Source organism: Phocaeicola sp. HCN-6420, from assembly GCF_037890145.1.
Lineage (GTDB): Bacteria > Bacteroidota > Bacteroidia > Bacteroidales > Bacteroidaceae > Phocaeicola.
Genome location: NZ_JBBKBJ010000011.1, coordinates 1 through 14,815 on the forward strand (window position 1 = coordinate 1; position 14,815 = coordinate 14,815).

Below are 14,815 nucleotides of genomic sequence, written 5' to 3' on the forward strand. Positions count from 1 at the left end.
GATATTTTCTATACCTTTGCAAACAAAATAAAAGAGATTCATCCGCATGAAACAATATTTGGACTTATTACAACGCATCCGCACAGAGGGTGTCAGAAAAGACGACCGCACCGGAACCGGTACGATCAGCGTATTCGGCCATCAGATGCGCTTTAATCTGGAAGAAGGATTTCCGCTGGTCACGACCAAGAAACTTCATCTGAAATCAATCATTTACGAACTGCTCTGGTTCCTGAAAGGCGATACCAATGTCAAGTATCTGCAAGAAAACGGAGTACGTATCTGGAATGAATGGGCCGACGAGAATGGTGACTTAGGACATATATACGGCTACCAGTGGCGTTCATGGCCTGATTATGAAGGAGGTTTCATCGACCAGATTTCGGAAGCAGTGGAAACTATCAAGCATAATCCTGACTCACGCAGAATCATCGTCAATGCATGGAATGTAGCCGACCTGAAAAACATGAATCTGCCTCCTTGTCACATGTTCTTCCAGTTCTACGTAGCCAACGGACGTCTGAGCCTTCAGATGTACCAGCGTAGTGCCGATACCTTCCTCGGAGTGCCGTTCAATATTGCCTCGTATGCATTGCTGTTGCAGATGATGGCACAGGTTACGGGACTGAAAGCTGGAGATTTTGTCCACACCATAGGCGACGCGCACATCTATCTGAACCACTTAGAACAGGTGGACTTGCAGCTTACCCGTACTCCCCGCCCGCTTCCGCAAATGAAGCTGAACCCGGATGTAAAAAACATCTTCGACTTCAAATACGAAGATTTCGAACTGGTAAATTATGATCCGTGGCCTCACATTGCAGGAAAAGTATCTGTCTAACCCCTATAACCCAACATAACAATATGCTGTCGATTATCGTCGCTATCAACAAAAACAGAGGAATCGGATTCGAAAACAAGCTGTTATACTGGCTGCCGAACGACCTGAAACGTTTTAAGGCACTTACTACAGGACATACCATCATCATGGGAAGAAAAACCTTCGAATCGCTTCCCAAAGGTGCCTTGCCCAACCGCCGCAACATCGTGTTGAGCCGTAGTTGCCACGAATTTCCCGGAGCAGAATGTTTTCATTCGCTGCAAGATGCCTTGCACCAATGTAAGGAGGAAGAAGAAGTCTATATTATAGGAGGAGCAAGTCTTTATGCTGAAGCATTGCCTCTTGCCGACAGGCTTAATATCACCGAAATAGAGGATGCGGATAAAGAAGCCGATGTTTTCTTTCCGCCCATCAACCTCAACGAATGGAAGGAAGTACAGCGCGAAAGCCATTCCACCGACGAAAAGCACCAATATGCTTATCATTTTGTAGACTACGAACGTATCTAAAACAATAAATCCCCGCTTCCGGCGGGGATTATCATTTTTATCTCTTCTTCTTGAAAAATTCTTTCATCAACTTTGCACAGTCCTCGGCAAGTACACCTTTTACTACAACTGTCTTGGGGTGCAAGGCATCGGGCGCATACCGCTGATAGCCTCTTTTCTCGTCTTCAGCGCCAAACACCAGTTTTCCCGTCTGTGCCCAGGCTATTGCTCCAGCACACATCACGCAAGGCTCTACCGTAACATAAAGCGTACATTCATTCAGGTACTTGGCTCCCAGTGCATTGGCAGCAGCCGTTATGGCCTGCATTTCAGCATGAGCCGTCACATCGTTCAGGGTTTCGGTCAGGTTATGCGAACGGGCAATGATACGGTCGCGACAAACAACAACAGCCCCAACAGGAACTTCTCCCCTGCCGGCAGCTTTCTGCGCCTCCATTAAGGCCTGCTTCATATAAAAAACATCATCAGCCATAACTTATCTGCGCATATCGTGCTCCTTAAACAAAGTAGGATAATCGTCCTCCATATTCTGATGAATAAAAGCCAATATGGTTTCACGAAGCCAGCGCGCCTTGTTCTTTATCTGGTAAGTTTCCAGATACCGATCCACAATCTGCACTTCTTCTTCACTCATCAGGCATACCATCCGCTGCTTACGTGGCGGAACCGATGGTGGTACTTTTTTTCGTTTTTTTCCGTTATTCATCATTGCAGGTACAAAATTAGTACACTTCAACTAAATACAAAACAGAAAATACGTATTTTTGCAAAAAACAAAATGGCTAAGCACAACGAACTGGGAAAAGAAGGGGAAACAGAAGCTGCTGAATTCCTGATAAGCAAAGGCTACACAATTCGTCACCGCAACTGGCGTTCAGGAAAACGGGAACTGGATATCGTTGCACAGAAAGACGGTGAACTGGTAGTGGTAGAAGTAAAGACTCGCCGGAACGATGAGTTCGGCCGGCCGGAAGAGGCTATCACCGACCGGAAAATCAGAAACATCATCATCTCGACTGATGCATATATCAAGAAGTTCGAAATAGACCTGCCGGTTCGCTTCGATATTATTACAATAACAGGCACAGAGCCTCCCTTTCACATTGAACATATCGAAGAAGCTTTTTTACCGCCAATTTGGTAAGACATACATATAATATAACGTCAAGTCAGAAAAAATTATGGATATAGAAACCCTTCGTCAATATTGTCTAAGCAAGCCCGCCGTAACCGAATGTTTTCCTTTCGACGAAACAAGCCTTGTCTTTAAAGTTGTAGACCGTATGTTCCTACTAGTCGATCTGGAACATCCCGACCATGCCAGCATGAAATGTAATCCGGATTATGCCATAGAACTTCGTGACCATTACAACGGTATTGAAGGAGCTTACCATTTCAATAAGAAATACTGGAATCAGGTAGCACTGGAAAGTGATGTACCCGACCAGCTTATCCGTCAACTGATAGACCACTCGTATGAAGAAGTCGTCAGGAAGTTTACTAAAAAACAACGGGACGTTTTAGAGAAAACATCACCACGTTTTACTGAAAACGTGGGCACGTTTTCTACCGATTATCCGGAACCGATATTTCTAAGCGAAACAAACTCGACCAACAGCTACCTGGACGAATTGTGTAATACAACTTCGGTGGCAGAATTAACCAGCGTATATACCGACTTCCAGACTGCGGGACGCGGACAGAGAGGTAACAGTTGGGAGTCGGAAGCCGGAGCAAACTTACTTTTCAGCTTTGTAGTTTATCCTGACTTTCTGGAGGCTCGGAAACAATTCCTGCTTTCTCAGATCACAGCTCTTGCCTTACAGGAAGTCTTGTCGCAATATACCGACGAAATCCGTATCAAATGGCCCAACGATATTTATTGGAAAGACAAGAAAATCTGCGGAACCTTGATAGAAAATGATCTGACGGGCATACACATCAGCCGTTCCATTTCGGGCACAGGCGTGAATCTGAATCAGGAAAGCTTTCTGAGTGATGCCCCCAATCCGGTATCACTTTTTCAGATAACCGGACGGCGTTACGACCGGAAAGAAATTCTGGATGAATTCATGGAACGTGCCGCCTACTACTATTCACTCCTGAAAAATGGAAATGCAGAACTGATTTCTTCACGCTATCAGGCTGTACTCTATCGCAAGGAAGGCTTTTATGCCTATAAAGATAAAGACGGAAGTTTCCGTGCACGCATCTGTGGAATAGAACCATCGGGAGCTTTAATCCTGGAAGATGAGAGCGGAAAGAGAAGAGAATATATGTTTAAAGAAGTGTCTTTCGAATTATAATCCTAAGCATGTCACCTACCAGCCAACGAATATTACACATAGCTATACCTTCTATCATTTCGAATATTACAGTTCCCTTGCTGGGACTGGTAGATGTTACTATTGTAGGTCACCTCGGTTCGGCTTCATACATCGGAGCCATCGCTGTAGGAGGAATGCTTTTCAATATGATCTACTGGATATTCGGCTTCTTACGTATGGGAACAAGCGGACTGACGGCGCAAGCCTATGGCGGTCACGACCTAAAGGAAGTCACCCGCATCTTACTGCGTTCGGTCGGTATCAGCCTGATGCTGGCGCTGGCTCTACTTGTATTACAATATCCCATACGGCTCATTGCCTTCGAACTGATAGATACCAGTGCCGAGGTACAGAAGCTTGCCACATTATATTTTCACATTTGCATCTGGGGAGCTCCGGCAACTCTTGGTTTATATAGTTTTTCGGGATGGTTCATCGGCATGCAGAACTCACGTTTTCCGATGTTCATAGCCATTACACAAAACATTGTAAACATAGCAGCCAGTGTACTTTTTGTTTTTGTTCTTGGCATGAAGGTGGAAGGAGTTGCCTTGGGTACGCTAATAGCTCAGTATGCAGGACTTTTCATGGCGTACTTGCTCTGGCTGCGTTACTATCGTCCTTTACGAAAATATATCGGCCGGAAAAATCTCTTTACCCATGACGCCATGAAACGCCTGTTTCAGGTAAACCGAGACATCTTCCTCCGAACCTTGTGTCTGGTTGCCGTTACCGTGTTCTTTACTTCTACCGGAGCTGCCTATGGAGATGTAGTCCTGGCTGTCAACACCCTGCTCATGCAATTGTTTACACTCTTCTCTTATATCATGGATGGATTTGCCTATGCAGGAGAAGCGTTGACCGGCAAATACATCGGAGCCGGCAACAAGCAGGAACTGCACCGTACCATCCGGCATTTGTTCGGTTGGGGAATTGCCTTGTCGATTGCCTTTACTCTATTGTATGGAATAGGAGGACAAGGATTTTTAGGACTGTTGACGAATGACCTGTCGGTTATTGCTGCTTCGGGCGATTATTTTTACTGGGTACTTGCCATTCCGCTTGCCGGATTTTCAGCTTTCCTGCTGGACGGTATCTGCATCGGAACCACTTCCACCAACATCATGCTGAAAGCAATGGTGGTAGCTGCCGGAAGTTTCTTCCTGATTTATTATGGACTACACCATACACTTCACAACCATGCACTGTGGTTAGGCTTTATCGTTTATCTGGCACTGCGAGGCATCGTTCAGGCCTGGTTGCTCAACTCCTCCAGCCTTCGGACTGCCAGATGATGTTTCTTTCCGGCAGCTTTCCGATACCAATACAACGCTTTCTCCCTGTCCGGTGCACCGGTCCATCCTTCCTCATAAGCTTGTCCGATGCGATAAAGAGCATAGATATCTTCCGACTTTTTATATGCTTCGAAAGCCAAAGGAAGGGATATGGGTAAGGCTCCGCAACCCTTTCGGTATAAATCTCCCAAATTTGTAGGGGCATATAAATGATCTCCCTGAAGATAAGCCTGCTTGAACCAGTACTCGGCTTTCAGTCCGTCACGTTCTACGCCGATACCTTCCTGATAGATAGTTCCTAAATCGTTCAGCACGACTCCCGCTACATCCGCTCCAGCCTGATAACTTTCACCGAGAGCCACCAGCATTTCTGTATCTTCACGCGAATAGCTTTCCCAGGTTTCGGCCCCGTCTATCTGCCAGGACTTAACTCGTCCAATGGAAACATGCTGAGGAACATCGACTTCGGTTTCCAGCTCTTCCCGTCGATGGTCTTCTTCCAGTTCCGCTTCAGTTGCTTGTGGAAGCAGCCCTTTCCGCATGATATACTGTACATAGCCGTAAATGCGCGGAGTGGAAGAATGAAGATTCACTCCATATTGCGCCAATAAATCCAATGACAAATAAGGGGTTCCTTCCAATGGAAGCCCCACATAGTAACGTGGAAACACAGACAATGCCGATTTCAGCATTGCTATTTCTTCTCCAATGGCATCTTCAATCCATGCTTCATCGTATACACGATATACTGTTTGGTCCGCAGCACCGGGAAATGTCAAGTTCTTATGGTTAAGATGCTGACTCAAACAGTCTATCAGGTATGGAAAGAACTTATAATCGTTATAGGAAGCCAGTCCGTCTATCATGACTTCATATTCATCCGGTCCCTCTGCTATGACAAACATAGTTGTTGAGATTTCCGGACGAGTGAAATAATAATAGCTGCGTTCTCCGTCGTAACCTTCGAACTCAAATTGAAAAGGAACATCCAGTTCACGCAAAAAGACATCCAAATTTAGCCTGGCCGATGAATGTATATATACTGATTTCATGCCTTCTCTCCCTCTTCTGTACCATCCAACAGATATTCCTTTCTAAACATGTCAAGAAACAGCAGGAATAATGACACCAGCAAAGGTCCAAAAATAATTCCCATGAATCCAAAAATCGGCAGTCCGGCCACAACACCGAATATCGTAATCAATGGATGGATGTTAGCCATTTTCTTCTGAAGAATAAAGCGAATCAAGTTATCACACTGAGAAATAATAATACCTCCATATCCCAACAGGATAAGCGCATTCACCCATTCACCCATTATCAGGAAGTAAACAGATACCGGAACCCAAATCAATGCAGTACCCACCAATGGTATAATCGAAGCAAATGCTGTAAGCAATGCAGTCAGATACGGATTGGGAGCATCACACAGCCAATATCCTCCTAAAGAAATAATACCCTGTATAACAGCCAGCAACGGAATACCTATAGCATTCGACCGTACCATCAACTGGATTTTATTAAGTACTTCACGCTTATTTGTTTCAGTAAAAGGCATAATGGTCGATACATAATGCTCCATTTTCTTGCCTTCCCACAACATAAAAAACAAAAGCATAATGGCAACCGCGAGATTGACAACCAAATCGCTTACGCCAGTCATTATCTTTTGTCCGATAGAAGATGCCTGCGCTACCATAAACGACAAGCTTTGCTCTGACAGCAAATCGAATCCGGTGCGTTCCTCTATCACATCAATAACCTGGCGTGCAGGTTGAATGATCGACTGAGTATCAAAATGCATTCCCGAAATTTGGCTCACAATTGCCCAACTAAACAGCGACAACGGAATCAGGATAAAGAGAGTAACTCCGATTGTGATAATCCAGACTGCCAGAAGTGGCTTTATCTTGCTCTGAAGCCAATTCGAAAAATTACGCAATAACAGATATAAAGTGAATCCTCCTAATATACCATTCATAAATGGCTGTGCCTGACGAAACAACAAAATTCCTAATCCGATGATTAAAATAACTAAGGAATATTTCCAATATTGCTCTTTCATACTACAAATTTTCTTTTTAAAATTATGACAAACAGACTGTCCGATCGGGAGCAAAGTTACGGAATTATACTTATCGGCAAGCTTTTTAATGTCTTATTTTCCACGGAAAGTACATAAGAACATACGATAAAAGTACATACGCCCTGTCTTTTAAAAAGATATGATAATAAAAAAGGTCGTTTACGAACGTTACTTCATGCTTTCAGCACAAAATGAACGTTTCATAAACGACCCGGCATTTTTCAAATTCCACATTCAATAAAATGCCTTACTTTACCTAAAAAATTCCCAATACCTACGTATGCTTTGCCGGTTTACTCGATACCTATTTCATCAACAAAAATGAATGCAGGTCGTCCGTTACCCCAATGCCATGCAGGGATTTTATATTCCGGTTTAGCAATAATCTTAACATAACGAGTATTTACAGAGTTAAACTCCAATTCATGGGTATAAATACCATTTTTATCTTTAGAAGTAACAGGAGGAAAATCTTCCGTTTTCAATTCCTTAAAAGTTTTACCATCATCGGATGCCAATACAGAAATGCTTCTTACATCCAAAATTTCTTCTCCTATCTCAACATAAGTCCGTACCCATGCTTTATGAATGGAAGTTTCCTGCTTTAGGTCAACGACTGCTTCCATATCATTTTTATAAAATGCAATCCACCGTCCTGTTCTGTAGTTGGGTGTTCCACTCAGTCCGTCTACTAATGTATATTCGCCATTGAATTTATATTTTTCATTGATTGGTTGCAACAAAGTCAAAGGTTTGGCAGTAGCTTTATTGAAATCGATTTTTTCGGTAAGAACATCACTCTTTTTATTATTGCGGATAGTGATAGCTTTCAAGATACAACTTTCTTTTAACGAAAGTGTATCACTATATTGTTGCGATTTCTCTGTAGGTTCACTACCATCGAGTGTATAATAAATCGGTGAATTGCCAATTGCAGACAATACAACCTTTATTGAATTGTCTACGTAATCGGTAATATATTCAGCCTTGACGTTAAAAACATGCTTTGCATAATTATATCCCTTCAGGTCATAAATTGATATTAACTGAGGCAAACGCTGCAAGAAGTTATCATAATTCTTTTTCGCCGGCAAAGTCCACTGAACTTCAGACAATGCAGCCAAACGAGGCAGTTCCATATACTCCAACTGGCTATAGGTAGGAATATATTCCGTCCACAAATTAGCCTGAACACCAATAATATGCTTAGCTTCGTCTGCTGTCAGACTTTGATCGACCGGTTCATAGCTATAAACTCTTTCTACAGATACATAACCACCGATAGCTAAAGGCTCATTTTCTGTATCTATTGTCTGATAATAATCGAAATACAAATGAGAAGCAGGAGTCATAATGGCATCATTACCCAGCTTGGCAGCTTCAATACCTCCTTCACTCCCTCTCCACGACATAACTGTTGCGGTAGGACTTAGTTCTCCTTCCAAAATTTCGTCCCAACCTATTATTTTCCGTCCTTTACTGTTCAAGAATTTCTCCGCATATCCAATAATGTAGGACTGCAATTTCTGCTCGGCTGTATGCTTGTCATCTGCTTTAATTCCCAAAGCCTTAATACGAGCCTGACATTTCGGACATTTCTGCCAACGTACTTTAGGACATTCATCCCCACCTACATGTATATACTCAGAAGGGAAAATATCTACTATTTCTCCTAAAACATCTTCGATGAATTTAAGAGTTTCATCGTTTCCGGCACACAATACATCGTCTGAAATTCCCCACTGCTTCCAGACTTCATATGGTCCGCCCGTACATCCCAGATAAGGATAGGCTGCCAATGCTGCCTGCATATGTCCGGGCAAATCAATTTCAGGCACAACTGTAATAAACCGTTCTTGGGCATATTTTACAATGTCACGTGCCTCCTCCTGAGTATAGAAACCTCCATATTCTACATTATCATATTCTCCTGAATTACGAGCGATAACCGTTCCTGCACGTTTGGAGCCAATGGTCGTAAGTTCCGGACGTTTCTTTATTTCAATTCTCCAACCCTGATCATCCGTAAGATGCCAATGGAACCGATTGATATTATGTAAGGCAAGCATATCTATAAAACGTTTGATAGAATCTGCCGGAAAGAAATGACGAGAAACATCCAGATGTACTCCACGATAAGAAAAGCGAGGATAATCGTTTACGACAGTAGAAGGAAAAAGTACATCACCCTCTGCAACAGGCATAGTCTTACGCAATGTCTGAATACCATAAAAGACTCCGGCTTCCGTTGCCCCTGTAATAGTAATCTGCTGTTTAGTAACCTCCAGATGATATGCTTCCTTATTAGCATTGTCCAGCCCAAGTGACAAAACAATCGCACCCGATGAAGGAATTTCGTCTGTAAGCTGAACATTTTTACCCGTTTGTTCTTTGATATATTCAGCCAAAAATTCAGCATTACGCTTCATTGCATCATTACCTTTTGGATAAGCAATAACCGTATTATTACTCAAGACAAAGTCACCAGCAGAAGCTGTCTGTACTTCTTGTGGTAACGGAATAACGTCAAAATCAGCCTGATTTTTTACTCCTGACGAACAAGAAAAGAGTCCTCCACACAGAAGGATCAGCCCTAAAATGTACTGTTTTTTCATTTAAAATGATTGATTAGTTAACAAATTAATTATTTATCCCCCATTAATCTAATGATAACAAATTTATTATTTTTTTCGGAACATCTATATAAAGAGTCGCTACCTTTAAACACTGCAATAGTGTTTCTATATGGGCATTTTATTTTAAAATAAAAAAGCAACCGGTAAACAATATCGGTTGCTTCTTATTTATTTTAATCAATAAAATAATTTTTTACTGATACATATATACCGAAAATCTTGTAATATCTACACGGCCAGGAACATCAATCATCTGATATTTCAAGAAACGAGTGTCTATTCTCTGATCAAATTTGATAGTTTGGGTATAACCACTTGTTTCGAATACTCCTATAGACTCCCAAGTAGTACCATTTTCTGAAGTAAATAATTCTACTTTAGTTGGAGCATACTGATTTGCCCAATGCTGAGTCTGTATACCTGATATAGTTTTTACAGATTTAAAATCTACTGTAAGCCAGAAAGGCACTCCATTAGTAGCTACATCATTACTTCCTGTACCTGCCACAGTGTTAGCTCCCGGGTTTTCTACTCCGTCCATGAAAGTAAAAATCCATTCTTTCGGCGTAGTAACCAGTACATCTTGTTTGGGTTTCTCGGCTGTTTTCTTCACAGTAAATGCAAACCCTTTATTAAATTCGCTAAAAGTAACTCCCTGAGCATTCGAATTTATAGATTTCATGTTTATGCTAAGAGTGTATTCAGCAGCTTCTTTATTATCAGCCAATTCAGACCAGTCAGTAATACTTAAAGTAATAGGTTCTGACTGTTTTTGCCCAGCTTTTATTACGGCCTTCTGTGAACTCAAAGCAATTTTATCTGCACTGATAGGAAGAGTTGTAGTCACTTCAATATCTACAGTTACATCTTGCTCTACTGGTTTTGATGAAACAGCCATGAACTGAAAGTCTATCTTACCTTCTACTCCTGTACCTTCTGCATGATTCAAAGTAAACTCGGTAGTAAGAGGTTTCAAATAATCTACAGGAAGCAAGGAGATATAGCTCATATTCCATTCATTCAGCTGGTTTTCATCATCATCATTACATGATGTAAAAGGAATGGTTCCACCTATCAAGGCGGCCATTAATATATAATGAAAAAACTTTTTCATACTATTAGTCTTTATTTCATTCACCTCTCTGAAAGACAGAGAGGTGAATTATTATTAAAATTATTTATTTCCAAGGAGTTGCTGTATCAGTAGACAAGATACCATCTACCCAAGTAACATTTTGCTTGGTTTCCAATGTATAACCATGTTCTGTTACATCTTTAAATACAGTATAAGTACCATCGCTTCTTTGTTCGGTTGTACCTTCGTCCATACGCCAGTATGCTTCCAATCCGGTAGCTTTCGGGCTTACCTGTGTCATACTGTTCTGAATCTGAGCTGCATTGCGGGCTACAGACCAGATACGTATCTGGCTTACCAAAATCTTACAGCCATTCCACCAACCTGACTGATTTCCATCTCCATCAGTAAACCAACCAATGCCTTTGAATTTCAAACAAGGTTTTCCACCTTCCAATTTACCACTATCAACACCATTTACATAGATACGATAAGTAGTTCCATCGAAAGTCACAGCTATATGCTGCCATTTATTTACATCAAAATGATTGGTTGGATTCACATATGAACCATTCAACTGAATCTGAACCAATGAGTGAGCAGGATGATCATTATTGGCAGACTGAGGGTCTTCAAAACGTAACAACAGACTACCTCCACCATCTTCTCCATCACTGGTAGTAAATACGGCACGGTTACGGTTATTAGTATCACTAATCTGGAAACGTGCTTCTACAGTATATTGAGAATAACTCTTCGGGTCTGAAGCATATTCCGGTGAAGACAACTTAGCACCTCCATAGAACTGAGGAGCTGAGAACTGAATAATATTTTCAGCTAATATCACATAAGATCCAGTATTATCCATGACAGGATAATTACCATCTTTCGAAACCAGTCTGACAGGCAATGCATAAGCTTCTCCCGAATCTACCATTTCCTTGGTAAAAGCTTTCAAAGTTATTGTTGTTTCTTCAGCATTATATTCTCCTGATTTAATAACAATATCTTCGGGTAAAACATATTCACCTTCAGGAATGGTTACGTAACTTGTACCATTCTGCTTATTGTATGTTTCCAATACAGAAGGATCTACCACAAGTTTATAATGACTATCTACAGAAGCAGCATCACTCATATGAATATTGATTGTAGTTGTGGTTTCTCCTGTAGCCTGAACAGTTACTTTTGTACCTGTCCCATCAAGTGCTTCATTTATATAAGCATGAGTATCAAGAACAGAATATTCTGCATCATCACATGCTGCAAATATTCCCATACCAGCTATCATCGCTGAGCAAAAGAATGTTTTTATATAATTCAGTTTCATAATCTAATTAATATTTAAGTAATGAATGTGAAGAAGGATTCATAATCTGAATAGCTTTACGCAAATTCTTATATTCAGGGCTGGTTCCATATTCAGCTTCCATGTGATAAGTACCTACGCCACCTTTACGGAAACCATTTGAAGGTTGCCAGCGAGCCATACCTTCCAATGACATCATGGAATTGCCATAACGGTCTGTATATGGATAACCTCCATTCATGGCTGCATCAACTGCTTCAAAGTTTTCAGTCATTATGGTCATATTCGTTACTCTTTCTTCGCCAAGTTCTTCACCATAAGTTTGAATTAATCCTGGTCCAGCTCCTCCTCCATTAATCAAACGACCATCTAAGTTAGAATCACCAGAAGAATTATAAGCCTGTATAACGAAATAATCAAAATAATGTCCAATTTCAGGTCTTGTCTTAATACTTTGAGGTTCTCCATCAATCAGTAACAATTTACCTGTACCCGATTTAGGTCCTAAATGTTTACCTAATTCATCTACAAATATGAACATATTGTTATCGTCATTCACAATATTACCTCTATTTCCATAGTTAGGTTCATAGTCGATATCAAATCCATCATATCCATACTTATTAATAGTATCAACAATAGCAGAAGCATATTTACGAATAGAAGCTTCTACAGCTTCTTTATCGCTTTCATCTTTAGGCCATCCCCAGAAATCATTTACAGCTTCCTGCTCAGATGAATAACCTTTTTCTTCCCAAGTATCGTATACGTTTTGAGGAGTAATCTGAGTACCTACAGCAGTAATAATAAAGCACAGTGTAAAACGAGTTCCTTTTACTTCCTGACAAAAACGTAAATCTTTAATTTTAGCTTCAGAAAGATTAGACCAGTTTCCCCAAATAGAAACAATATCTACACTATCTGGAATACCAGCCAATGAACTCTTCATAAAAGCTCCTTCTCCAGTCCAGTTACCAAACCATCCAAAAGCTACAGAGTGTTCACTTTGTTTATAGGCACGTAATGCAGCATAATATTCATCAGAGGTTATTTCTTCTGGAAACGACTTTGCTTCCATATCTGTCCAATCACTACAACCTACAAAAATGGAAGTCAGTAATGACAAACATAAGGTATATAATAAAGATATCTTTTTCATAAATTTTCATTTAACGTTATTAGTTCTTTTTAGCCCACTTCAAATCGGTTGCCGGTGTATCAGCTCCACCTAAATCGGTAGCTCCCTGATCGCAATTCGCTTTATTATTCTGCTTTTCTGTATATGGGAAAGCCAGACGACGCATACCACGAGTAGTACTTACTACATTATTAGAAAGGTTATCGATACAAGGATACATTTCAGGATATCCGGTACGACGATATTCAGCCCATGACTCCAAGCCCAGCGGATAGTTGGCAATCCATTTCTGAGTAATGATACGCTGGAAGTTCTTTCCTGTAAGCGTATTGTCAGAATCATCCCATTTTACAGAAACAGTATTACTGATAGTTGCTGCGGCATTCTGAACATTGTCTTTCAAGTGAGAAACCATTGGAGCTGCATCAATTTGCATATATTCATCACGTGAAGCATCTGAAACATTATATTGACTCATTGAAAGGTTGATACCTTCTTCGTAGTATGCCTTTGCGTCCTTATCACCTACGTTCCAGCCACGAAGTTTACCTTCTGCACGCAAGAAAGCTGTTTCTGCTGCACAGAATACCAACATAGGATCATTAGCTGTTACATTAGGAGATGAAAAGCCGCCAGCATTTGCCTTGATTACATCTTTATCTCCTGTACGCATTCCAACATACTTGTCTGTCATACCCGAAATAGTAGACTTATTGAAATACTTTTCTCTACGAGGATCTTCGTATGCATTCATGTAATCTACAATATTTGCATTTACGCGTAAGTCTCCCCAGCTTACAGAAGCAATCTGATAAGGATTATTTTGTGTACCACAACTCATAATCGCATTATAAGCATTAGTTTCGATTAACCCTGCTCTGTGTGAAGTTGCTGCTTCAGCCGCAGCTTTTGCTACATCGGGCAAGAAATCACTAATACGCATAGCTACACGCAGACGCATTGAGTTAGCCAACTTTGCCCAACTTGCATAATTACCACTGAAGACAGGATCATTTGATGCTAACGGAGCATGACCATTGGTTTCTACACTGTAATCATACAATACATCAGCTGCATTAGCCAAATCATCCAAAATGCCCTTATATACCTGTTCTTGAGTATCATAACCCACATAAAAGTTTCCTTTCTTCACCTGGCTATAAGGCATCGGACCGTAACAATCAGCCACACGCAACATCGTAATAGCTCGAATCATACGAGCAAATGCATAATAGTGACCAACTGAATTTGTAGCTTCCTGTATCTGAAAGAAGTTACCATAGATTTTCTCAAAATTAGTATTCCAAGGAGTAGCATTCCAAGCATCACTTACGTTAAACGTACCGAAGTTTGTACCACTCCATGTATTAGAAGGACACAAATATCCTCCAAATTGTCCCACCATCTGATCTTGCATCTGAGAATCGTTCTGCTGAATATTCACAATGGTTTCAATCATTGATTTCATCAAAGTTGCAGGATCAGCTTCATGAATCTGATACTGATTCGTATTATATTCTTCAAATTTATCAGTACAGCTTCCTACCATCAGTAACAAAGCAGCACCAGCTGTTATATTTCTTATATATTGTTTCATGA

Annotated in this window: 14 protein-coding genes and 1 pseudogene; 6 read left to right on the top strand and 9 right to left on the bottom strand. The window is 40.9% G+C overall.

Translation table 11 applies throughout. From position 1 onward, the window contains the following. The first annotated feature begins 46 nt into the window (after positions 1-46). Together WKT12_RS08445 and WKT12_RS08450 are read left to right on the top strand one after the other, a co-directional pair. The gene (locus WKT12_RS08445; protein ID WP_340319415.1) at positions 47-841 is read left to right on the top strand and encodes a thymidylate synthase; all 795 of its coding nucleotides are present in this window, start codon (positions 47-49) and stop codon (positions 839-841) included. Between the two features lie 23 nt (positions 842-864). Further along, positions 865-1,350 carry a dihydrofolate reductase gene (locus tag WKT12_RS08450; protein WP_021970824.1) on the top strand — a complete coding sequence of 162 codons (486 nt, stop codon included), beginning with the start codon at positions 865-867 and terminating at the stop codon, positions 1,348-1,350. A gap of 37 nt (positions 1,351-1,387) precedes the next feature. Here WKT12_RS08450 and WKT12_RS08455 read toward each other — a convergent pair whose 3' ends face one another. Both WKT12_RS08455 and WKT12_RS08460 read right to left on the bottom strand, forming a co-directional pair. Beyond that, positions 1,388-1,822, bottom strand: a complete 435-nt coding sequence (locus WKT12_RS08455) for a nucleoside deaminase (protein ID WP_021970823.1) — start codon at positions 1,820-1,822, stop codon at positions 1,388-1,390. A 3-nt stretch (positions 1,823-1,825) separates the two neighbouring features. Continuing rightward, positions 1,826-2,059: a hypothetical protein gene (locus WKT12_RS08460; RefSeq protein ID WP_340319416.1), complete on the bottom strand. Its 234-nt coding sequence runs from the start codon at positions 2,057-2,059 to the stop codon at positions 1,826-1,828. 69 nt (positions 2,060-2,128) lie between these two features. Between WKT12_RS08460 and WKT12_RS08465 the strand changes: the two genes are divergently transcribed. The 4 genes and pseudogenes from WKT12_RS08465 (at position 2,129) to WKT12_RS08480 (ending at position 4,972) form a co-directional block, all read left to right on the top strand. Then, positions 2,129-2,494 (top strand): YraN family protein, encoded by a 366-nt coding sequence (locus WKT12_RS08465; RefSeq protein WP_021970822.1) that lies wholly within the window; start codon positions 2,129-2,131, stop codon positions 2,492-2,494. A 37-nt stretch (positions 2,495-2,531) separates the two neighbouring features. Further along, positions 2,532-2,819 (top strand): annotated as a pseudogene (locus tag WKT12_RS08470) (MmcQ/YjbR family DNA-binding protein); the annotation flags it as partial. Positions 2,820-2,903: 84 nt separating this feature from the next. Then, a complete protein-coding gene (locus WKT12_RS08475) occupies positions 2,904-3,656 on the top strand; it encodes a biotin--[acetyl-CoA-carboxylase] ligase (RefSeq protein WP_340319462.1) in 753 nt (250 codons plus the stop codon). Positions 3,657-3,664: 8 nt separating this feature from the next. Further along, positions 3,665-4,972, top strand: a complete 1,308-nt coding sequence (locus WKT12_RS08480) for an MATE family efflux transporter (protein ID WP_340319417.1) — start codon at positions 3,665-3,667, stop codon at positions 4,970-4,972. Here the strand turns inward: WKT12_RS08480 and WKT12_RS08485 are convergent. From WKT12_RS08485 to WKT12_RS08515, 7 genes are all read right to left on the bottom strand, one after another. Continuing rightward, positions 4,927-6,024 (bottom strand): tetratricopeptide repeat protein, encoded by a 1,098-nt coding sequence (locus WKT12_RS08485; RefSeq protein ID WP_340319418.1) that lies wholly within the window; start codon positions 6,022-6,024, stop codon positions 4,927-4,929. The genes WKT12_RS08480 and WKT12_RS08485 overlap by 46 nt on opposite strands. Next, positions 6,021-7,037, bottom strand: a complete 1,017-nt coding sequence (locus WKT12_RS08490) for an AI-2E family transporter (protein WP_021970818.1) — start codon at positions 7,035-7,037, stop codon at positions 6,021-6,023. The genes WKT12_RS08485 and WKT12_RS08490 overlap by 4 nt, the downstream gene beginning before the upstream one ends. Before the next feature lie 314 nt (positions 7,038-7,351). After that, positions 7,352-9,673 (bottom strand): glycoside hydrolase family 20 protein, encoded by a 2,322-nt coding sequence (locus WKT12_RS08495; protein WP_340319419.1) that lies wholly within the window; start codon positions 9,671-9,673, stop codon positions 7,352-7,354. A 214-nt stretch (positions 9,674-9,887) separates the two neighbouring features. Beyond that, a complete protein-coding gene (locus WKT12_RS08500) occupies positions 9,888-10,808 on the bottom strand; it encodes a DUF4999 domain-containing protein (RefSeq protein WP_340319420.1) in 921 nt (306 codons plus the stop codon). 64 nt (positions 10,809-10,872) lie between these two features. Continuing rightward, positions 10,873-12,102: a DUF1735 and LamG domain-containing protein gene (locus WKT12_RS08505; RefSeq protein WP_340319463.1), complete on the bottom strand. Its 1,230-nt coding sequence runs from the start codon at positions 12,100-12,102 to the stop codon at positions 10,873-10,875. 4 nt (positions 12,103-12,106) lie between these two features. Continuing rightward, positions 12,107-13,237, bottom strand: a complete 1,131-nt coding sequence (locus WKT12_RS08510) for a glycoside hydrolase family 18 (protein ID WP_340319421.1) — start codon at positions 13,235-13,237, stop codon at positions 12,107-12,109. Positions 13,238-13,256: 19 nt separating this feature from the next. Next, positions 13,257-14,813, bottom strand: coding sequence for a SusD/RagB family nutrient-binding outer membrane lipoprotein (locus WKT12_RS08515; RefSeq protein ID WP_340319422.1), 1,557 nt, complete (start codon positions 14,811-14,813; stop codon positions 13,257-13,259). Between the last annotated feature and the right edge of the window lie 2 nt (positions 14,814-14,815).